Here is a 22,461-nt window from a genome sequence, read left to right as displayed (position 1 = left end):
GGGCAAAAATAATTCTATAAAAAATTTGTATAGTTTTATAGAATTTTATAGATTTTATCTTGCTGTTTCTAGCCCCTAGAATTTGGCGCGTCTTCATAGCAAGCCCATTAAGCGTTTAGCGCGCTGATAGGTTTGCGTGGCAATGGGTTGCACGGCCTGCAAACCCTCTTGCAAAACCCCTAACACATAATCTCGATCGCCTTGCAGGCGCGCGTAAGCCTCTCTAATGGGGCTAAAAGTTTCGACCACGACTTCAACCAATGCCTTTTTAAAATCTCCATACCCCTTGCCCTCAAATTGGGTTTCTACCTGTGCGCTGCTCTGCTGGCTCAAGAGCGCGTAGATGTTGAGCAGATTATAAATCCCGGGGCGCTCTGGATCAAAGCACAAAGTGCCTAAGGAGTCCGTGGTTGCCTTTTTGATCTTTTTAGCGATCAAGTCGGGTTCATCTAAGAGAAAGATCGCGTGCAAGGGCCCCGGGTGGGATTTACTCATCTTGACCAGCGGGTCGTCTAAGCCCATCACCCGTGCGCCTATGTTCTCAATCAAGGGTTTGGGCACTTTAAAGCACTCCCCAAAATCGCGGTTGAATTTGAGCGCGATGTCGCGCGTGAGCTCCAAATGTTGCTTTTGATCCGCGCCCACGGGCACGCAATCGCTTTGGTAGAGTAAAATGTCTGCTGCCATGAGCACGGGGTAGGTAAAAAGCCCGGCTAGAGGGCTCTTTTCCTTAGCACTCTTGTCTTTAAACTGGGTCATGCGCGCTAAATCCCCCATAGACACCCCGCAATTGAGCAACCAGCACAATGCCCCATGTTCATTGATCTGACTCTGAATGAATAGTTTAGATCGTTTGGGGTCAATCCCGCATGCCAGTAAGAGGGTCGCCATTTCTAGGGTCTGCTCTTGTAAAATTTTGGGGTCTTTGGGAATGGTGATCGCATGGGCATTCACCACGCAAAAAATGCTCTCATACACATCCTGCCATGCCACCCACTGCCTGATCGCCCCTAAATAATTCCCTAAATGCACCCCCCCCGTGGGCTGAATTCCTGAAAACACGCGCTCTTTCATTCCTGTCCTTTCTGCAAACTTCCTACCAAAAACACCACTTCATAGCTCAGAGACTCATAGGGGACTTCAAAGCGCAGGGCTTTAGCCCGCTTAAAATCCAGCCCTCCGCCCAGTAAGCCCGTGTACTTGAGCTGGGCTAAAAAAGAGGCGCGACTCTCAAATGTTTGGGTGAAACGCTCCACCCATAGGCGATGTGCAAAATGCCCAAAGCGCGCGCGCAAAATTTCTAGCACTGCTGTGTCCTCTCTTAGAGGTGAGGGCGTGCCCAAAAACGCGTGCACTTCTTGTAAGCTCGCGCGGGTATGGATGGCCAGAGCGATATGGGTGCAACTGCGGGCTAATTTGGCACAGAGTGCGTCTAAATCGCGTGCCCATTGCAACGCAGAGGCACTGATGAGTAGAGTGCAGGGCACTATGTCCCAATTTTCAAAATTTTGACAAATCAAGCGCACGCGATTCACTCCCTTAACAACTCGCGGGTGTTCTTGTAGCATTTCTAAAGCGCGATCCACCCCAATAAACACGTCCGCGTGGATATTAAAACGGGGCAGGGCACTGAGCACACTCCCCTGCCCACAACCCAAATCCACCACACGCGCGTAGAATTGGGGCATGCACTCTTGCAATAAGCGCGCGGCGATGCGCTGTTGTGCCTGCGCATGGCGCGCGTAACTCCTAGCCATTTTGCCAAAAGAAAAACATTCACTCTCTCTTTGCACAGACGCATTTTAGTAAAAATTTGCTAAGATTGGCGTTTATGTTGATGGAGAGTATATGAGTAGCGTGTTGTTAGTGTTACAGATTATCCTAGCCGTGGTGATCGTCATCGTGGTGCTCTTGCAAAAGAGTTCGAGCATCGGGCTGGGAGCTTATAGCGGGAGCAACGAGTCGCTTTTTGGGGCTAAGGGGCCTGCTAACTTTTTAGCCAAACTCACCATGGTACTGGGTTTTTTATTTTTGAGCAATACGATCGCCTTGGGCTATCTCTACAACAAAGAATACAATCTCAGCGTGCTAGACAGCGCACCTAAAAACTCTCTAGCACCCCTTGTGCCCCCAAGTGTACCCAGTGCCCCTGGCGCACCGGCTACCCCCTCAGATACCCCTCCGGCCAATCCTTTGAGCAATCCTTTACTCAAAAACGCCCCCACACACAACCCCCTCATCCCCACTCCATAACCCTAAGGACACACATGTTAGATGGCATTTACAAACACACCAGCGAACAGATGCACAAGAGCCTGCAGGCGATGCTCAAAGACTTCACCACTTTGCGTAGCGGCAAGGTTTCTATTAATTTAGTAGAGAATGTGCGCGTGGATTACTATGGCACACCCACCCCGCTCAACCAAGTGGGTTCGATCATCGCCAGCGATGCGAGCACTCTGAGCATCACCCCCTGGGAAAAGAATTTACTCAAAGACATTGAGCGCGCCCTGCAGGAAGCCAATTTAGGGGTCAATCCCAATAATGATGGCGAGAGTGTCAAACTCTTCTTCCCCCCCATGACCTCAGAGCAGCGCAAAGAGATCGCCAAGGACGCCAAGGGCATGGGCGAAAAGGCCAAGGTGGCCGTGCGCAATATCCGTCAAGATGCCAATAACCAGATCAAAAAGCTAGAAAAAGACAAGGAAATCAGCGAAGATCAGAGCAAAAAAGCCCTTGCTGAGGTGCAAAAGATCACCGATGGCGCGATCAAAAAAATCGAAGAGGCGCTTAAAGCCAAGGAAGAGGAGATTTTAAAACTCTAATGGACATTCTGCGCATTTACCAAGATTGTGGCGCGCTCTTGGAGGGGCATTTTCTACTCAGCAGTGGGAATCACTCCAATTTTTACCTACAATCGGCCAAAGTTTTAGAACAGCCCAAGCTAGCCCAGCAGCTTGCCCAAGCCCTTGCCCAAGAGATCACGCGCGCAGGGCTGAAAGTAGATTGTATATGCTCCCCGGCTTTGGGGGGGATTTTAGCTGGCTATGAGCTTGCGCGCGCGCTGGAAACACGCTTTATTTTCAGCGAGCGCGTGAACGGCGCGATGACTCTGAGGCGGGGTTTTAGTGTGAGCGCGCAGGAGAGAGTGCTCATCTGTGAAGACATCATCACCACGGGGGGTTCAGCCCTAGAAGCGGCCAGCTGTGTGCAGGCAATGGGCGCGCAGGTGGTCGCCTTTGCTAGCTTGGCTAATCGGGGCTTTTGTACGCGCACCAATGCCCCCGCCCCTACCAACACAGGGCACGCATGCAAATTGCCCCCAAATTTGCCCTTCTTTTCTCTGGCAGATTTTAACTTTGCCATGTACGCGCCCGCGCATTGCCCCCTATGTGTCCATAGCGCACCGGTCAAACCGGGCAGCCGCGGGAATGAAAAATAACATCTCACAAACCCTCTCTGCTTTACACACACCCGCACGGCTAAAAGCCTTGTTGGTGGATATTTTCATGCTCTACACCCCCCTACTCTATGTGAGTGCCTATGTCATTCTAGGCTCGGCACAGAGTTTTAGAACCCATCAAGGTGTGATTTTTGCCTGTGTGGGGGTTTATGGCTGCTTGAGCGCGCTTTTTGTGGCCTTCAGCGGGCAGACCCCCGGCTGGCGCTATGCGGGTTTAAAACTTGTCGACTCCAAGAGTGGGGGCAAGGTGGGCTTTTGGCGCGCATGGGCACGCTTTGGGCTGTGGCTAGTGGTGGCCAGCACGCTGGTAGGCCTCTTCATCCCCTTTTTCACGCGGGATAAACGTCTCTTACACGATGTGCTCTCTGGCACCACGCTAAAATCTTTGTAATCTCAAAAAATCGTAAGTGGGAAAGCGCGCCTCAAGCGCGTATTAGAAAATCAGAGGGCCCCAAGCCCTCACCCCTCCTCCCTCCAAATCTTCAAACCCGCCTAGAAGTTGTAGACATAGTTGAAGAAGACAGAGACATTGCGTTTATAGCTCACAGACTCCTCTAGGCCACTAGCAAAGGTGCCTTTGAAGTAGTAGTTCACAGCCAAAGGAATGCGCAAGCCAATCTCAAAGCCGTGGTGTTTGCTCACATTGGTTCTAAACCCGATGTTGAGAGGCACTTGGAAGTAGCTGGTGTTCATCACCGCTTTACCACCATTAGCATTGATGTCTGCCATCAAGCCCTTATAGTAGCTAGCTCCTTGTACATTCCAGGTAGAACCCGCAAGGATCAACCCAGCAAAGAGACCGCTGGTGTACTTGGCATCCTTGCTTTCATAGAAGTTGTAGAGCGCATCTACCCCAGCCCCGTAGACGAAGTTATCTAACTCGCCCGCAGCTCCATCCATGAAAGTTCCGTGTTGGTAGCTGAAGTGTGCATAGTAGCGCAAGCCCCAGCGTTTTCTTTTGCCAAAGAACTGCTTATACCCAAATTGCACATCCACCCCATACATGTTACCGCTGGAATTGTTAAACACCATCTTGCGTGCTTTTGGGGCGGGGGCGTTGCTAGCCACCCCGGTAACTGAGAAACTAGCCCCATTGTCAGCATACTTGGTCTTAGCCGCATTGGCAAAGGTTAAGGCATTCTGGATGGCTTTAAGCGCAGCGATCTTCTGGGCAGGAGTGAGCTGGCTGATATTGCCTAAGGGTGGTGCTAAGACAATCGCCTGCGTACCCCTAGTGACAGCGCGTGGATCACCCTTAGTGATGGGCTGCATATTATCGCCATTTTGATTGCCTCCACCTCCACTTGCCAAACTCTGCAAGAGTTGTTGTTGCAACCCTGTGAGCATACTGATCGCGTTGTTAATGGCTGTTTCTCCCGCGCTAAAGCTCAGACCCACACCGGTGATGGTGTCATAGAGGCTGGCAAGCGCATTAGAAACATTGTTCAGGCTGTCTGCGTATTGGCTTACATTGGCCAACTGCCCCTTAAGATTGTAGAGCAAGGTTTTGACATTGTAGCCCTGTGCGATCAGCATGCCACTGGCACTGGAAACATAGCTATCTACTAGATTATCATAGCCCTGAACAGTCATTGTGCCGCTTTGCACTTGAGAGAGGGCATTGTTAAGTTCAGTAACCTTACCGCTAGAACCCACAAGTCCACTCAAGGCTTGGGCGGCAGGGTTAGCTGCAATAGCCTTGTCGATCGCCGTCATTTTGCCTTGCTGGGTGGCTAAATTGCCTAGCAAGGTTTTGATGGCTGCCACCACCGCCGGACTCAAGGAAGTCTTAGGCAGACTAGAGATCGTTGTCCCATCTAATGTAGCAGAACCATTGAGCTTTCTGAGCAAGTTATTCAAGCTCAAGGTGTTGTTCACGGCTGCTTGTAAAATATCTTGCGCGCTAGTGCCATTGCTCCCAGAGTTAAGCAGGGGTGCAAGCTTGCTAAGAGCCGTTGTATAGGCAGCCGCTTGGCTAATGGCACTGTTAGCCGCCGTGTCAGTGAGGCTTTGCATAGCACTGTTTACAGCTGCCTTGCTCCAGTTGGTGGCGTAGGTCCCAAAGCTATTCACTACATCCTGTGCCGCTTGGAAGAGCGTTTGGGCTAAGGCAGGGTTTTTTGCAGCTGCGCTACTAAGATCACTAAGGACGGTGGCAACACTGGTAGCGCTACTAATCACGCCAGCCCCACTAAGCCCAAGCAGCTCATTGATTTTACTATACCCTCCCGCGTTATTGATGACCTGTGCGGCTACTAGAGCGGTGATCTGTTCAGCAGGGGTTTGGCCGGCTACAGTGGCTGCCTGAGTAGCAGCTGTTGCGCTATTACTCAAACCTGTGCCAGTAACATTCAAAAGTGCAGCAAAGGGGGTGGTGCTGTTAGAACTCCCATTGACACTGACATACCCTAGCACTGCCTGGGTGGGGCTAACAGCTGGAGCGGTGGAGCTCGTGGAGGTGGTGGCAATCGCCCCATTACTCACATCAAAGGGCGCAGCGACTTGCTTAACCCCATTGAGCAAGGTCTGCATGGCTTGTAACCAACCTGCTGCATTTGCGCCGGTATTAGCAGCTACCCAGCCAGCTAACCCAGCACTCCCACTATCCTTCAACGCGCTATTAGCCGTTAGGTAGGCTTGATCCGCCTTGTGAGCGGCACTAATCATAGTTTGCAGTGCAGAGGCACTATAGAGGACATTAGCACCTTTATTAGCTCCAGCTGGGACGGCAGCGTAGTCTTTTGAACTGGTGTTCAACAAGCCGTTGATCGCACCCAAAGTTGTAGAACCGGGGTCAGCAGTAGTGAGTGCAATGTCCTTAAGGGCGGTCATGATGGCTTCCGCTTTGGAAGCATCGAGTGTTCCTACCACGCCACCACCCACCACTGAGGTGATGGCAGGTCCTAAAGCAGTGAGTATCGTGGCTCCAGCCCCAGTGATGGCAGTGGTTCCATTCAAGTAGGGTAGGAGAGTTGCATCATCTGCTGCTTTAGTGATCAAGCCCTCCAACAAGAGTGGTGCCTCGACATTGGAGATCTTTGTGATGTTCGTGGCAGGATCGGCATTCTTTAAGGAACTATACACTCCTGTGCCATTTAATGGCGTGTTCCCCAAAGCGGTGGTTACTGCAGCAAGCTGTGCATTGAGAGCACTGATGCTTGTGGCCAGTGTAGCTATATTGCCATTGATCGTGGCGGTATTGCCAGCACCGATGCTAAACAGCCCATTGGCGGTGGTAAAAGCTGTTGCTGCATTGGCAGTGCCATTTGCTATATTGTTTTGCAACCACCATACATCTTGCATGACCTGTAAGGGGCTTGTTTTTCCACTAGCAGCAGGGACACCACTGACAGTTTGTTGCCCAGCCAAATCACCTGCAGTTACATTGGTAAAGTTAGAAGTGGTGGACAAGCCCAACCCCGTAGCTGCAAAATTTTGCGCTAACCCGCCTCCACTACTGGTTGAGGGGCGTGAATAAGCGTTCATCAAATTACCAAAGGAAGTGGTAAGCGCGCTAGCATCCCCGCTATCTTGCCCAGGGGCAAAAGCAGAGATGAGGCTATTAACCGCGCCCAACGCATTACCCATTTGGGTGGCAATTTGGGTGCTATAAGAGATGCCCGGGATAAATGCCCCTGTCGCACCATTAAGCCCATTGATGAGATCATTCCAATCAGAGATGTTGGTGAGATCTGCTGTTACATCGGCGATGGTGCTACTATAAGTCCCGCTAAGGGTGTAGGTGGAGGGGACGGCCGTGGCAGTGGCGTTACTAATAGAGGTGGAAACGGCTTGATTGAAGAGTCCTGTATTCGCGGTGGCCCCCGTGCCGCTAGTGAGCAAACCTTTAAGCGCACCTTGGTAACTCGCAGAGTTGGTGAGGTAGTTTTTCTCCATCAAGAGCGCATAGGGGTTAGCGTTGATGGCATTTTGGATTTGGCTTTGCAAGCCCTCAAGGTATTGCAAACGATTCACCAAAGTTTGGAGCTGGTTGAGACCAACTATCTTGTCAGTATCATAGGTGTTGGTCATAGAAATGCTAGCGGGTTTACCCTTGCTACCAGCAGGGCTACCATTATTAGGAACAGCAAGCGTGCCAAAATTCTTGTTCGCGCTGGCGTAATTGACCACTTCGCTAGCGATGCTCGCCCCCTTGCCATTGGTTAAGTTGTTGAGCAAGGCCAAATTATGGTTGTAGGCGTTCAAGGCTTTGATGAAAGTTTGGGCGTCGGTGGAATTTTGACTACCTGTATTCAAGTAATTCAAAAGTTGCCCATAGGCATTGGCTGCGCTTTGGGCTGCTAGGTAGGCGGCTGCATTTCCACCCCCCGCTGTGGTGTCTAAAAGCCCCGTAGTAGAAGAGATTGTACCCGTGCTCTTGCCTGCTAAGGCGTTGTTGGCTTTGTTCAAAGCGATCCCATCTTGGATCATCTGGGCGACCCCCGCGGCGTTAAACCCAGAGGTGGTAGAACCCGGATTAAGGGCACTCTTGGAGTTGGCATCCCCAGTTACCCCACTAGTCGCCCCGCTGATAATGCCATAGAGGGCTTGCACGGGGGTTTGCGTGCCACCATTGAGAGTAGTGGCTTGTGCTAAGGCGTGGAAAGACTTCCAAATCTGGCTAGGATCGATCGTGCCCGTGGTGAGATCGGCGATAGCAGAGGCGACATTAGCATAGTTGTTAGCAGTGGGATCGGAGCTAGAGATATTCTGCAAAGTCTGTATTAGGGCTGAGAGTTGCACCCCTGGTTTAAGGGAACTAACTAAATACGCGCCTTGAGTAGCTATGTTAGAAACGAGACTTGTTCCAGTCTGAACAGAAATCGTAAAAGCAGACTGATAGTTAGAAGAGGTGGAGCCACTGCTCTCCACCACATTACCTAACAAGTTAGTCAAGGTGCTGAAATTCTGCAGGTTAGTAAGATAATCTGTGGCGTTAGAACTCACAATGCTATTGACTGTCGCATTGGCGATACCGGTATTAGCGTTGTTATTGCCCAAGGAGCCTGTAGTGCTCAAGTTATAAGCAGTGTTTGCAGCGGCACTACCAGCGGCGTGGAAGAAAGTGGGGTTAGCTGCCCAGAGCTTGCCTACCGCGCTGTTGAGCGCACTCAAGGCTGTGAGCGCGTTACTGGTAGTGCTACCACTAGCAGTCCCAAACACTTGTTGGAAGGTGTCCCCACTAGCCAAGAAACTAGAAATGCCATTGAGCTCAGTGGCGATGGTATTGACCGCGGCATTAGCCAAGCCCAAATTTTGGGGCACGCTCACATTATAGATCAGGCTTTGCAAGCTCCCACTTGCTGTGTTGCCTAGATTTAAGGACTGCCCAACATTACCTGAATTATACTGACCCCCCCCTACGCTGTTAGTCCCATACCCATAATAGACCTGATAGTCGTTGCGGATATTTTGCAAAGTGGTGCTGAGCGCGCTCGAGTCAATAGTGCCATTTTCAAATTGTTTGGCGATGCTAGGTCCTAGCAAAGAGAGGTCTTTCATCAACTGGGGAGCATTGCTGACCAAATCTTTAAAGGCTTGAGTGCTGGGCACAGCGGATATGTCGCTATCAGCATTTTTTGCAACCCCAAAGGGTGTAGCACCCCCTGCAGCAGAGGAACTCAACAAAGCCGTGATATTTTGGATGGCTGCAGACATGTTGGAGTTACCTGCGCTGGCTGCGGGCTCTGCAAAGGCATTGGCTAGGCTGATGAGTTGGTTAACACCAGCAATGGTGGTTGAAGAGCCATTAGTGATCAAAGAGGCAGCCTGCCCTAGAGAACCAACAGCGGCACCGGCCGCAACTAGCGTACTTACCTCAGGATTAGCACTGCTCGCAAGCGTGCTATTACTATTGGCGATAGAGGCTTGTAAAAACGCACCCACATTGGCGGCTGTGATCTTTTCCCCCGCGCTCAAACCCACTGCCTTCAAAAGTGCCGTTTGGGTTGCTGTTGGGGAACCTATAATTGTCAAGCCCGCAGTCGCTACCTTGTCAATGTTGGAGTTCAAAGTGCTGAAAGTGTTGATAGCAGTGCTCAAAGTGGCACCTGAAGTGTAACCGGAAACTTGAGAGATGGCTTCCAATGCCCCGATCCCAGCAGCGATCTGCTCGGGGGTGGCTGAGGGGTTGAAAGTGCCAGAAGACACCCCAGAGAGGTTGGCGGTTACTTGCGCGTTACTAAGCCCGGTGAGATTGAAACTTGTGTTGAGCAAGCCTGAGATCGCCTTCCTGGTTTGGGCGATCAAGCCATTTTGGGATACCTGCGCGCCTAGGGCGTTGTTCAGGTAAGTGAGCGCACTGGCTTGGGCTTGCTGATTGCCCACCCCACTTTGGGGCGCAGTGATCGCCCCCACATAGGTGCTGAGCAGATCCTGAGAGTAAAAGATCGCCTTGATATTATTCAAGGTTTGCGCGGGAGCATTGGTACTCAAATCCCCACTACCACTCGTGTCAGCTGCGTTGTTGATCCCGGCATTGAGAATATTAGTGATATTAGTGGAGCTAGAGAGCATAGCTTTAAGGGCACTGGCATTGCTGCTGTAGTTGAGCGCGGGACTCAAGATACTAGCAATATTGCCAGCTAGAGCCTTGACATAGTTCGTCTGGTTAGCCGCACCCGCCGTGGTCCAAGACTGGGCATAGGTGGCTCCACTTGGCGCATAAGGGTATTTGGTTGTTGGGCTGGTACCAATGGGACTAGCATTACCCGCCTTGACACTGGAACTCGCGATATTGGTTGTTGGAGTGTAGTCGGGGCTGGCAGAAACGGTGAGCCCAGCACTCTTGAGCACATTAACCAAGGCTTGATAGGGGCTGGTGCCTGAAGCGGAAGTGCTGAAGACAGCAGCGATGTTACCCGCATTAGCACCGTTGATGGTAATGGAGTTTTCTGTTTGGTAGCTATTGATTTGGAGCACATTTGCGATGGCTGCCCCCGCGCTAGAAGCCCCCGTTGCTCCCTGTAATGCGGAAAGGGTATTGGTTTTAGTGACCCCAGTGACGCTACCCACCCCGTTAACTCCGAAAGTCACGCTACCCCCTGTAGTGAGAGCGGCGTAAGCCTTGTAAACATCAGCGTAAGCGTTGGGGTTAACCAAGCCTTGCAACGCGCTAGCCACTTGGGAAAGAGAAGGTGCTCTGTCGGACGCAATCCCCATGCCAGAGAGCGCGCTGATCACATCGTTTATAGTATTTGGAGCATTGGTGATAGAGTTGACATTGAGCGTGTCGTTAGCGAGGGTTTGGAGGTCGGTTAGGTTGCTGGTGATCGCATCGTTGATGATCTTGTAATTACCGTTGCTTACACTCGCGGCGTTAACACCCCCTTGGACCAAGCTGTTGATTCCCGCATAGGCCTCTAGTAGAGCTAGGTTGCTACTACTAAAGCTATAGGGGTTAGTGCCTATCCCCTGGGTGATAAGTCTCCCCGTTGTGAGAGTGTTGATGGCATTGAGATCGCTTAGCGTAAAGCCACTGGTGGCAGTTCCATCCAGGGCTGCGAGTAGAGCTGTTCCTGCTCCTTGGATGCTAGAAAAGGCGGTGTCATAATAGGCGTTGTAGGTGCTAAGGGTGGGGGAACTCAAGTTATTGGCACTGAGTGCGCCCGCGATGCTTTGGATATTGCCATAGATCGTGCCAAGCAAAGTATTAGCACTCGCAACACTGACTCCGTTAGCTAGCTGACTAGAGGTGAGATTACCCCCACCAGAGGCGGTGTAATAGATATTGTTGGTCACCGCGGTGCCCGGATTTAAGATGTTGTCTGTCCCGTTGAGAAGCCCGCTAAAGGCTAGGCGGTTGGTGTAGCCGATGGTGGCCATGTTGCGATCGGCACTGAGCAAGCCCCCCAATTTGGGGAAGTCGTAGATATTGTAAAAAGTGTTGTCCCTCCAGGCGTAGTTATTGAGCAATCCGTATTGCCCATAGAGGTTGTAGTTATTGCTACCCCCAGTACCGTGGGGGAAAGGGTTATTGACATTGCCATTTCCAAAGGGACCGCTACCAGAGCCATTGGCAGAGCCATTGGTACTATCGACTCCAGAACCCTTGAGGGGTGTGCTGGCTCCTAGGGAGTAGATACCCGCAGGGGTGCCACTATCCCAGCTGACACCAGCACCGGAGTTGGTGTAGCCATTGAACTGCCCCATGTCAGTACCAGAGTTAGAGAGCTGGTAGCTACCCCCAAGCAACCCGGAAATGGAGTTGACGACATTGATGACATCTACCTCTGTCGCATCCAAAGAGGGGACGAAGTTGAAACAGGCGGCTAAAGCCACACTAAGCGAGCGTTTATAAGAAGAAAAAAGTTTCACGAAACTCCTTTGATATTGTGTGCGGTGTAGAAACTAGGGGATGTCAATAGTGCTAGAAGGGTTGGGCGTGAGGGCAGAAGTGTTCGCACTTCCCTGACCGGGCAAGACAATATTGCCATTGGTCATAGGCTCCAAGTTGTAGGCATTTTTACCAGGCACAAAAAGGGGACCTTGGGGCATACCACTATTACTTCCTGTTGCCTTCGTCATATTCGAATACTGAAACCCCACACTTCCATAAAAGCCTGAGTTTTCTGCTTGTAATGCGGATACAGAGAGAGCAAGAATACCTGCCATACCGCAGAATTTAATAAAACGAGATGTTAAAATACTCATATTAATCCTTTCAGTGAGATCAAAAACTCAAAACCAAGAGATTTTAAATTTTTGTCGCTCATCTTAACTCAGAATACTTGAATATATTCTTAAATACTAGGGGTAGATGAGTTTCACATGATTAGATGAAGTTGACACAACATGACTTGAATGCTTTTCATCTTTGATAGTGTGCAATCTCTCTGAAATTGTATGATTACATTTGAGTATTTTAACATCTCGTTTTATTAAATTCTGCGGTATGGCAGGTATTCTTGCTCTCTCTGTATCCGCATTACAAGCAGAAAACTCAGGCTTTTATGGAAGTGTGGGGTTTCAGTATTCGAATATGACAAGGGCTAGTGGAACGAATGCTCCGTATGGGTATAGCCCCTTGGGAATGCAGCAAAATATGTTCGCCAATCAAGCTCCGGGGGCTAGCCCCAACCTGGCACCTACGCCCACCGCGAGTCAAAATCCCTACAACACCCCCCAATCAGGCGACACTCTTTGCGTTGGTGCTAACTGTCCCTAATCTTCACACGACATATTTTAAAGCGACACATTGAAAAGGACCTATATGAGAAAAAAAGCGAGTTTTAAAACAAGCGTGAGTTTGGCCTTGGGGGCCTGCTTTGGGGTGGTGCCCTCTTTGGATGCTGCCGATGTGAATGTAGTAAACATGGTTAACTCCATCTCTGGTATCTTGGGGGGTAACTACAGCATGAATACTTCTGGTGCTTTCAATGGCCCTACCGGTAGTGGCGCTGGTGTTCCATGGGGTAATTCCACCATCGCCCCCATCACTGCCCCCGGTAGCACCACCCCACTTGGCATCGCTGCACCCAATGCCCCTTTTGGGAATGGGACACTCAACAACCCTTACAACACGGCTAACAATCTCTATGGTAGCAGTGGGCTGTTAAATGGCTACATCGGCACTCTCCCCAGTAGTCTTTCAGGCAACCCTGGCACAGACCAATTAGGCATCTACAACCTCTCAGCGGTGAATGGCTTGGTTGGCATTTTGCGGGCCAACGCCACGGGTGCTTATGGCGCACGCACGGCCTTTGGGGGGGTAAATACGAACAATAATATTTTAGACCCCGGCACGGGCATCACGGACAATTATTTTAGCATCGCCAGAAGCACTGGGCAGGCCGCCAAGGTAACGGGCAATCTCACCCCCAGCCAAGTCGGGGCTAGCTACACAACCGATCAGGTCAACACTTTGGCCGGTGGGGTGTATACCAATATCACACAACTTACCAGCTCGATCAACACGCTCAGTTACGACCTAAACACCGCGGGTTCTTTTGCGACCTACAGCGCGGATTTAAGTACCGCCTTAGGGGATCTCAGCTCTTTAGGGGGGCAATTTGTCAACCCCGCTTCCGGGCTTGCAGATGCGATCAATGGGCTTAATGGTGTGATCACCGGTGCCACCGGGACCTCTTTCTTTACAGCCGCCCCCATGACTGGCGTAGCGGGTGCTACCACCTACACCCTTACTAACGCCAACGCGCTTAACACCTTGAGTGCCATTAACCAAATTAACAAAGACATCTCCGGAGGGATCGCCACCAACGCAAGCACGATAAATCCAAATTACACCACCGTGATGGACGTGCTCAAAAGCGATTTAGCTAACTTCCAGATCATCGCCAATGGGGTGCTCAACACCCCCTTAACCGATGTAACTAACTCCAATGCCGCTAGCACCGCCACGGCTGCGGCTAATCTTAACGCCGTGCTCACCACCTTGAGTAGCATGCGTGGGGCGCAGAGTGCTGCCCAGGTCAAAGCCGCCTTGCAAGGTTTGGTCAACCCTAATACTGTCTACACCACTCAAACTCTGAACAACAATATCCCCCATGGCGATGGTTATGAGGTTGTCTACAACGCCTACACGGCGGTGGCTGCCAACCTAAGCAAGCTCCAAAGTGCCTTTGGCACTTCCAATTTAGGCGATACCCTGATTAGAGCCCTAGAGGTCAACCAGCTTTTAAGCACGGCCAATAGTGGGGTGAGTGGCAACACAAATCTCTCTACTGCCTTTAACACAGCCAGCTATAGCGGTATCGGAGCCGCGGGTCTAGGCCAGCTTTTCAACGCCTTTAACAATGGCTCCTCCTCTAGTTACAACACCTTGAGCACCTTGCTAGACAAGCTGGCCAGCTATCTTAACACCAATGGGGTGGACACAGCGGTGAGCACTACCTCAGACAATGTGAAAGTAAACAACACCACCTCTGGCACCACCGCTTACCCCCTTACAGGTCCAGCTGCCACCAGCACCACCACCTCTTGGATCACCCAGCGCGTGGTTAACCAAAGTGCCTACAACGCGGCCTACAACACGGCTTTAGGCAAGCTTTTAGGCTATGCGATGAGTTATAGCAAGAACAGCACCACCCTAGGGGGCATGCTCTCTAGCTCCAGCTTGTTAGGCAATGTCTTAACCCAGGGGATCAACAACGCCGCAGCCAATGTGATGTACAACAGCGGTGCTCTCAATAGTGCGGATAATGATGCCGATTCGATCAACAACCAAGCCCTAGCCCTCAATAACATCAAGGCTTTCTTCAACTCAGAGGACCTGCTCAATAACTATGTGGGGGCAATCACCCAAAATTATTCCAGGTCCCCTTCCGGCGTGCAGCAATCCCAAGCCAGCGCGCTAGATTATCTCTACAAGGCCTTGAATGCGAGTGCGGCGCAAAATGGCTTGATCGCCCAAACTAAGGAGGCGATTGCCAATGCTTTGAATAATAACTTCTTAGCCACCAATTTGCCCAAAAGCGCGCTCCAGACCATCAATGGGATGAGTCCTAGCTTGGTTGAGCCCTCCGCCACCAAGGCCCAGATTGCCAATAGTTTGTTAAGTCTTAGTGATGTGCTTGCCAATTTCACCGCCACTGAAAACGCCGCTGCGATTGGCCGTCTTACTATAGCCACCCTGCCGAGTGTCTTTAACACGATTAGCAATGCCCAGAGTGTCGCGACTCAAATCCAAATGATCGAGAGTGCGACTGCTGGCACGACGTTCAATTTAACAAATGTGCTAGTGGCTCTCATCGGTAACGCTACCGTTGCGGTAGATATCAACACGGCGGTGGGCACGACTTTGGACACCATCAGTCCTACCGCTAAAGCCCTAGTAACCACCCTTTTAGGAAACCTTACGGGTGCGGCCGCCACAACCCCTACAGATGCCGGTACATATAACGCTTCTGCAATTGGCCAGCTGGTGGCAGCGCTTGCTAGTGGTGTGGGGGGGCAAACCATTGCCTTTAACAACACCGCCACAGATACCACTGCAGTCAATGCTCTCCTTGAAACGCTCAATGGTATCCAATCCAATATGAAGACAGTCGATCATGGGCTCAATGTTACTACACTCACCGCTCCTGGCCAAGCCACTGCCGTGTTGGGCTATCTGAAAGAACTCAGCCCCCTTGCTCAAGAAATCGGAGCGGCCACTGGGGTGAGTGCGCGCCAAAACTTTTTGAGTGGCAAGCTCAGTGTTAGCGATTTGAGTAGCCAAATCCAAGCCCTTAAAGCTCAGATCGCCAGCTATGAGAACATGGGGGTTACCACTGGCGGCACAGCGGGCTTGGGCATAGGCCTATCTAGCTTGTTGGGTAGCTCCATTAGCTCCGTGCAAAACTTAGGCTTTGCTAATGCGGCGGTAAACACCTTAACAGCCCAGCTTCAGGGGGCTTTGCCCTTGCTGCTCAATGGCACGGGGGCTAGTAGCTCTAGCTTTAATATCTCCACTTTGCAGGGGCTGGTGGCTGACTTGAATAAAGCCGTGAGCACACTCTATAGTGGCACAAATGGGGCCATTTTCTTCAATAATGGAAACATCCAAACCACTAGCAATATGAACAACTACAGCGTGAATGTCAGCCCTAACACTTTTGGGCTTGGGGGAGGCGGAGGCGTGAGTGCTAATGCCAATGGGGGCAATGAGCTCACCAACCTGAACAATCTCAACACCATCAATAGCCTGCTCTCTGGAGGGATCTTAACCTCCAATGCGATTAGCACCAGCTACACCGGAGCGTTTGGAAATCAAACTACTGGCAATCAGGGTTTTGCCGGGGACATTGTTACGACAAGCAATGCTGCCTATAATTCTATGAGCCCTTATTCTGCCCTCACAAATTCGACTTATTACAACACCGGCACCACTTTGGTGTCCGTAGTGAATGCCCTGCTCCCCATTGGGCAACAACTCGCCAGTGGCACAATCACCATCGACACGGCTAATTCTGAGGCCACAAAGGCTTTAACTCCCCTCATCAGCACCCCTGAGACTAATGCCCCGTATGTTTGGGCAGCCTATCGAGCGGTGATGGGTCTGGGCGCAGGTGCCAGCACTACCAGTAGTAGTAGCCCCAATCTTGTGTCCAGCTTGAATAATTTGCTCACCAACAAGCAGGATTTGAGCACGGCTAGCGGGGTCGCCCAAGTGCTCACAGATGCCAATACCCTCATCACAGCTAACACCGCCCTGATTCCCAATGTAGGGGGCTTGGGTTCTAGCAAGGTCTTGGTAGTGGGTAGCGGTTCTGTGGCCAACACTGCGACTAATTTGAACAACGCAATCGCGGCAGCGACAGCTCTGGGCAATCTGCTCAAACAAATCAACCCGGCCGATTTGTTCAACCCTATCAGCAAATCTAGCACAGCTGTGACCAGCGCGACCACCATCATCAACGCGATCAACGCCTACAACCACAATGTAGCCTTGCTCAATAATTTGACCGATGGCAAGGGGGTTAGCATCGCCGCAGATGTGATCAAATACCTTCAGGGCAATAGCGATTACAAAACCCTCACGGGCAATTCTGTGGGCACAGATGCGATCAACAATTTGCAAAACCTCTTGAATCGCTACGAATACTTGCAGGGCTTGCAAGCTAAGGTGGATGCTGCCATCGCCAACAACCCTTATGCGCTCATCATGCAACAAAACCAAGTGCTTAAAAGCAATGGCTACCAAGCGGCCGCTCAAGCGTTGGTGAGCACGGCTAGCCGTGATACCGGGCTTTTCAATATTGCCACCTCCAGTAGCCTTACCCCCAGTGCGTCCACCACGCTAGATCTCAATAACAGCGCGTTCACCAATCTTTCTACCACGGTGAGCAATGACATCACCAACGCCCAAACCTGGAATAGCTATTTTACCAATCTCAACACCAGCAACTCCATTTTGAGCGCGCCCGCCTCTGGGGCAGGCACCCAGGCAGCTACCGATCTCAACAATATCGCTAGCTCGATCTACAATCTAGCGGGCTACTTTAGCCCAGCGGAGGTGAGCGATAACAAGGTGGTTACCACCAACTTGAGTAGCAATGTCAGTAGCGCGCTAGGGGCCTATAACGCGATCAGCACGGCTGTGGGGGGATTGACAACCACTGCCACAGGACTTAATCTCAGTGCTAACCTGACTTTGGGCAATTTGACCGCTACGGGGAGTGGGAATGGGTTTAACACTACAGCAGCAACTGGAGCTGTCAACACTAACGATGTTACTTTCCTCCAAGTGGCTCAGGGCATTGTGGGCCTTTCTGGAATGCTCACCCCTGTTGCTGGGCAAACCAATGGGATTGTGGGTAACCAAGATGCGATTACAGCGGTGAATGATGTGATGGGGGATAGCACTGGAACGAGCTCCACCATCCAAGGCACAGCTGGGCAGTTGGCAGCGGTGTTTACCGACATGTCCAACGCCATTAGTGCTACAAACACCACCCATCCTGACGCCGCTTACACGATGATCACTGAGACCACTGTAGCCGCAGTGAACGACATTGTCAGCGCGATTGAAGCGAGCTCCAGCCTTAAGGGGTATTTAGCTAATCCTAGTGGTTTCAATGCTGCTGCAACCGCTAATAGTGCCCTCCTCACGGATTTAAAAAATGCTCTTGAGGGCACTGTGGGGACTGCCAACGCTACGCTCACTGCGACCACGGGTCAGACTTTCTTTACCAATCTCAATAAGTTTGTGGGCCCCAATGGCGCGTTGCAACTCCTCAACGCCGGCTTCAAGCCCTCTGTTCGAGCGGCGGTGTCTAGCTTCGGCTCTCCTGGTTTCAGTGCTAATGTGAGCAAGATGCTCCAAAATGCCTTGGATTGGAGCACTGACTACTCCAACGCGCTCAGAGCGGTTAAGGCTACTGGAACCTTGGGGGGTAGTACCACCGCGACAACCGATGTTGCCATCACCAACGCGGCTACTTACAACGCCATCGCCAGTATTGTGCAAAACGCCAACACGCTCTTTAATAAAACAGCCGCCAGCGGAGGGAGCGATTCAGGCGCGTTAGCCACCACCACCCAAGCGTTGGCCCAATACGCTTTGGATAAGAGCACCAACTCCAGCACCCCTGACATCGCACCAATTCCCGGCACTGCCAACGCCGCCACCAATTTGGCCGGGTTGATGGCCTTCTATGTGGGACAGAATATGGGCTTGTCGGCTGCTACTCTCTCTAGCTTGAATGTGGCCAAATTAATGAGCATGGCCACCCCCGCCCAGCTTGTCGCTGCAGCCACCCAAGTGTTGGCTGACACGACTAACTTTAGTAGCACGATGCAAGCAAACTTGCTCAACACCACCCTTGCTAACATGCTTGCCCAAGCTCAAACCTACACGAACGCAGCCACGGGAGAAAGTGGTAAGTCTGGTTTGAGTGGCCTGCTCAATAGCAAAACCAGCATCGCCGATGTGCTCCAAGTCGCCATCAACAACGCCGCAAGCATGCACAATCTCAAAGGGATGCTTAACCCTGCTAGCAATGTAAGCGTGAGCAAAGGGCAACTTAGCACCACCTCCATCAATACGATTAATGGACTCTTAAGCGCGATGAAGAGTGCTAATAGCAGTTTGCCCACTATCAACCCCAGTACCCCTGTGGGAGCTGAGGCTAAGATGTTGCTTGGCATGCTTGCAGCTAATGATTCAGCCACTAGCGCGCTAGGCTTGCTCTCTACCACTGGTGGGGCTACTAGCGACACCGCTCAGACCTATTTGCAAAATGTCACCACGGTGATCAACGATCAGGCGACATTCCTTTCCAAGCAGAGCTCTACGGTGGTCCAGCTCTTAACAGGCATGACCGAAGCGGTAGCTGGCTCTACCACCACGGACACTCAAGCCCAAAACGCCTTTGGGGCACTCAGGGCGGTTTACACGCAGATTGCTAGCCCCACGATCAACTATGACAGCGCAATGCGCAATCTGCTTGGGGTGATCACTCAGTTGCAAGACCTCCAGCAGGTTTTAGCCAGTGAGCTAGCTGCTAACCAGGGACAACCCGGTGTCAACGGTGCGAGCGTGGAAGGCCTAGGGCCTTTGAAGGCAATTGTATTGATGCCAAAGGATCGATTACCTGTTACTCAGGGGAGTTTGACCCCCCAGCAAGTTCAAGCCGTCACAAACTTGCTGGGCAAAGTGCAAACAGCCTTAACCTATGCCAAAGCAGCACAGTTGAAAATGGCGCAGCAACTTGCACAGCGCAATATTGTCACGACTTACAATGGAGCTCATCTGTCCCCCATGCGCACCAGCAACTCCAATGGCAACATGTATGGGGTGAATGCACAGTTTGGGTATAAGCAATTCTTTGGTAAAAAGAAACGCTTTGGTTTGCGTTACTATGCTAGCTTCAGTTACCAACACGGAACCTTCATGGATGGTAGCACAGATGAGTTAGATAACTTTGTCTATGGGGCTGGGATCGATGCACTCTACAACTTCTATGAAAGCAAGGATGCAAAATACACTAGTGGTATCTTTGCAGGCTTTATGCTAGCAGGTAGTTCATGGCTTGTCAAGGGTGCGAGTAGCTACATCAGTAGCATGAATTACATCAAATCTCAGGGAGGTAGTGCGCAGATGAATACCAGCTACTTCCAAGTGCCCCTCAATATTGGCTTTAGAACCAATATCAACAAGCACAATGGTTTTGAGATTGGGCTGCGCATTCCTTTGGCGGTGAACTACTACTTCAAAAGTGATTTGAATGGGCTAAGAGACACCGTTGCTTACAAAAGAAATGTGTCCGTCTTCTTCAACTATGTCTACAACTTCTAGGCTAGTTTGAAGATTTGGAGGGGATTGGAGGGGTGGGGTGTGTTATACTCTCCCAAAATTTGAGGAGTATGCATGCCAGCGTTCTACCAACTCTCTAAGATCAGAAAATGGCTCATCCAGTGGCAAACCCGCCATTTAGGCAAGAAACTCAATGCCCAAGTGTTGATTTTTGGGGTGTTGATCTTTTCCAATCAAAACGATCTAGACTCCCAGCTAGAGAAACTCAAAACCTATTTATCCCAAAAACTCCCCTCCAGGCTTGCCTCTAAGGTTTTTGCACGCGTGCTCTTGCATGTGACTCATTATGGCTTAGATGAAGATTTGTATCTCAAAGACCGCGCCCGAGTCTTTGAGCTCTTGGTGGGCAATATCCAACTCTATGGGCTGGTGCTGGATATATGGGATGAGCCCCTCTATGCTAATCAGCGCGATATTTTAAAGATTGCCGTGCAGAATGCCTATGATAAACGCTATCACTTAGACACACAAAACCAGCGTGCGCTGGCTTATCAAATGCGTCAGCGTAATTAGGCGCTTCACTCGCTATGCTGTTCTAAATACTTGGTATGGATGCGGTTGTGGCGGAAATCAGGGTTGTCTAACATCTCTAGGTGGAAGGGAATGGTGGTTTTGATTCCCTCGACCTTAAATTCCCTGAGTGCGCGTTTCATCTTTACAATCGCCTGATCGCGCGTGGGGGCGTGCACGATGAGCTTGCCAATCATCGAGTCATAGAAGGGGGGGACGCGATAACCAGCATAAGCGTGGGTGTCTAAACGCACGCCCAGACCCCCCGGGGCAATCCAAGAGGTGATGAGCCCAGCACTGGGGTAGAAGTTTTTAGGGTCTTCGGCGGTGATACGGCACTCGATGGCATGCCCTTGGGTGTGGATGTGCTCTTGAGGGGGGAGGGCTTGCCCCTGTGCGATTTGAATCATCCACTCGATGAAATTCCACCCACTCACCATTTCACTCACTGTGTGTTCCACTTGGAGGCGTGTGTTCATTTCCATGAAGTAAAAGTCTTCCCCATTGGAGTCGAGCAGAAACTCAAAAGTGCCCGCCCCCACATAGCCGATGTATTTGGCCGCTTTGATCGCCGTTTCTAAGAGGCGCGCGCGCACTCCCTCGCTCAACACGATGGCGGGGGTCTCTTCGATGAGTTTTTGTTGGCGGCGTTGGGTGGAACAATCCCGCTCGCCCACATGCACCACATTGCCATGTTTATCTGCAAAAATTTGCACCTCTATATGTTTGGGGTTTTGGATAAATTTCTCAATATATACGCTTCCGTCTCCAAAAGCACTCAAGGCCTCTGTTTCTGCAGCTAGGTAGAGATTTTTGAGCAAGGCGGGGTCTTGCACCACGCGCATACCCCGCCCTCCCCCGCCATTGGCCGCCTTGATGATGATGGGAAAGCCGATGCGTTCAGCCACACTCAGAGCCTCTTCATACCCGCGCAAAACTCCCTCGCTCCCCTCAATCACGGGCACGCCCGCCTCTTTCATCAGAGCTTTGGCCTTGGATTTATCGCTCATGCAAGCCATGACCTGTGCGCTAGGGCCGATGAACTCGATTCCATGGTGGCTGCAGATTTCTACAAAGTTTTGATTTTCGCTCAAAAAGCCATAGCCTGGAAAAATGGCATCGGCTTCAAAGAGCTCGGCTGCGCTGATGATAGCAGGGATGTTTAAGTAACTCTGGGCAGACTTTTCTCCCCCGATACAGACCTTGGCACTGGCTGTGTTGAGATAGTGGACATCTTTATCGGCAATGGAATAAATGGCGATGGATTGCTTACCCATGAGCTCAATGGTTTGAATCGCGCGTAGGGCGATTTCCCCGCGGTTAGCGATGAGAATGCGCTGTAGGTTCTTTTTCTCTGGCATGGGGTCCCTTAGAGTTTTTGGATTTTGACAAGCTGGGTGCCGTATTCTACGGCGGTGGCGTCCTCTACCTCTACAGAGAGTATTTTACAATCGCATTCGGCTTCGATTTCATTCATGATTTTCATTGCTTCGACAATCCCAATAGTTTGCCCCTTTCTGATTGTATCGCCGGGGTTGACATAGGGATTGGCTCCAGGAGCGGGGGCGCGATAAAAGGTGCCCACCATGGGAGAGAGAATGTAATCCTCTTGTGTGTCTGAAACACCTGAGGTTCCTGTGGTTGCACTGAGGGCGCATGCACTGGCTGTGGGGGTTTGGAGACGGAAGCGTATATATTGAGAAATTTATCCAAAACCCCAAACATATAGAGG

At 51.1% G+C, this 22,461-nt stretch carries 10 protein-coding genes and 2 pseudogenes; 6 read left to right on the top strand and 6 right to left on the bottom strand.

Going from position 1 to position 22,461, the window contains the following annotated elements:
• Positions 1-93: 93 nt before the first annotated feature.
• Both trpS and KCO92_RS05685 read right to left on the bottom strand, forming a co-directional pair.
• On the bottom strand, positions 94-1,074 hold the full coding sequence (trpS, locus tag KCO92_RS05690) for a tryptophan--tRNA ligase (protein ID WP_104695649.1): 981 nt from the start codon (positions 1,072-1,074) through the stop codon (positions 94-96).
• Positions 1,071-1,793, bottom strand: coding sequence for a class I SAM-dependent methyltransferase (locus tag KCO92_RS05685; protein WP_233709825.1), 723 nt, complete (start codon positions 1,791-1,793; stop codon positions 1,071-1,073). The genes trpS and KCO92_RS05685 overlap by 4 nt, the downstream gene beginning before the upstream one ends.
• A gap of 55 nt (positions 1,794-1,848) precedes the next feature.
• Here KCO92_RS05685 and secG point away from each other — a divergent pair.
• From secG to KCO92_RS05665, 4 genes and pseudogenes are all read left to right on the top strand, one after another.
• Positions 1,849-2,247: pseudogene (gene secG, locus KCO92_RS05680) on the top strand (preprotein translocase subunit SecG); the annotation flags it as partial.
• Positions 2,248-2,267: 20 nt separating this feature from the next.
• On the top strand, positions 2,268-2,825 hold the full coding sequence (frr, locus tag KCO92_RS05675; protein WP_104695651.1) for a ribosome recycling factor: 558 nt from the start codon (positions 2,268-2,270) through the stop codon (positions 2,823-2,825).
• A complete protein-coding gene (pyrE, locus tag KCO92_RS05670) occupies positions 2,825-3,442 on the top strand; it encodes an orotate phosphoribosyltransferase (protein ID WP_104695652.1) in 618 nt (205 codons plus the stop codon). The genes frr and pyrE overlap by 1 nt, the downstream gene beginning before the upstream one ends.
• Positions 3,432-3,854 carry an RDD family protein gene (locus KCO92_RS05665; RefSeq protein ID WP_104695653.1) on the top strand — a complete coding sequence of 141 codons (423 nt, stop codon included), beginning with the start codon at positions 3,432-3,434 and terminating at the stop codon, positions 3,852-3,854. The genes pyrE and KCO92_RS05665 overlap by 11 nt, the downstream gene beginning before the upstream one ends.
• A 101-nt stretch (positions 3,855-3,955) precedes the next feature.
• Here KCO92_RS05665 and KCO92_RS05660 read toward each other — a convergent pair whose 3' ends face one another.
• A complete protein-coding gene (locus KCO92_RS05660; RefSeq protein WP_104695654.1) occupies positions 3,956-11,779 on the bottom strand; it encodes an outer membrane protein in 7,824 nt (2,607 codons plus the stop codon).
• Positions 11,780-11,812: 33 nt separating this feature from the next.
• Positions 11,813-12,115: a hypothetical protein gene (locus KCO92_RS05655; RefSeq protein WP_210647464.1), complete on the bottom strand. Its 303-nt coding sequence runs from the start codon at positions 12,113-12,115 to the stop codon at positions 11,813-11,815.
• A 559-nt stretch (positions 12,116-12,674) separates the two neighbouring features.
• On the opposite strand from KCO92_RS05655, the gene KCO92_RS05650 reads away from it, so the two are divergent.
• Both KCO92_RS05650 and KCO92_RS05645 read left to right on the top strand, forming a co-directional pair.
• The gene (locus KCO92_RS05650; RefSeq protein ID WP_199766216.1) at positions 12,675-20,201 is read left to right on the top strand and encodes an outer membrane protein; all 7,527 of its coding nucleotides are present in this window, start codon (positions 12,675-12,677) and stop codon (positions 20,199-20,201) included.
• Positions 20,202-20,273: 72 nt separating this feature from the next.
• Positions 20,274-20,732, top strand: a complete 459-nt coding sequence (locus tag KCO92_RS05645) for a hypothetical protein (protein ID WP_104696357.1) — start codon at positions 20,274-20,276, stop codon at positions 20,730-20,732.
• A gap of 5 nt (positions 20,733-20,737) precedes the next feature.
• Here the strand turns inward: KCO92_RS05645 and KCO92_RS05640 are convergent, their stop codons facing one another.
• Together KCO92_RS05640 and accB are read right to left on the bottom strand one after the other, a co-directional pair.
• A complete protein-coding gene (locus KCO92_RS05640) occupies positions 20,738-22,090 on the bottom strand; it encodes an acetyl-CoA carboxylase biotin carboxylase subunit (RefSeq protein WP_104696358.1) in 1,353 nt (450 codons plus the stop codon).
• Between the two features lie 8 nt (positions 22,091-22,098).
• A pseudogene (gene accB, locus KCO92_RS05635) lies at positions 22,099-22,410 on the bottom strand (acetyl-CoA carboxylase biotin carboxyl carrier protein); the annotation flags it as partial.
• Positions 22,411-22,461: the final 51 nt, after the last annotated feature.

It is taken from the genome of Helicobacter salomonis (genome assembly GCF_017979425.1).
In the GTDB taxonomy this organism is placed as follows: Bacteria; Campylobacterota; Campylobacteria; order Campylobacterales; family Helicobacteraceae; genus Helicobacter; species Helicobacter salomonis.
This window is presented reverse-complemented; position numbering and strand designations above follow the sequence as displayed.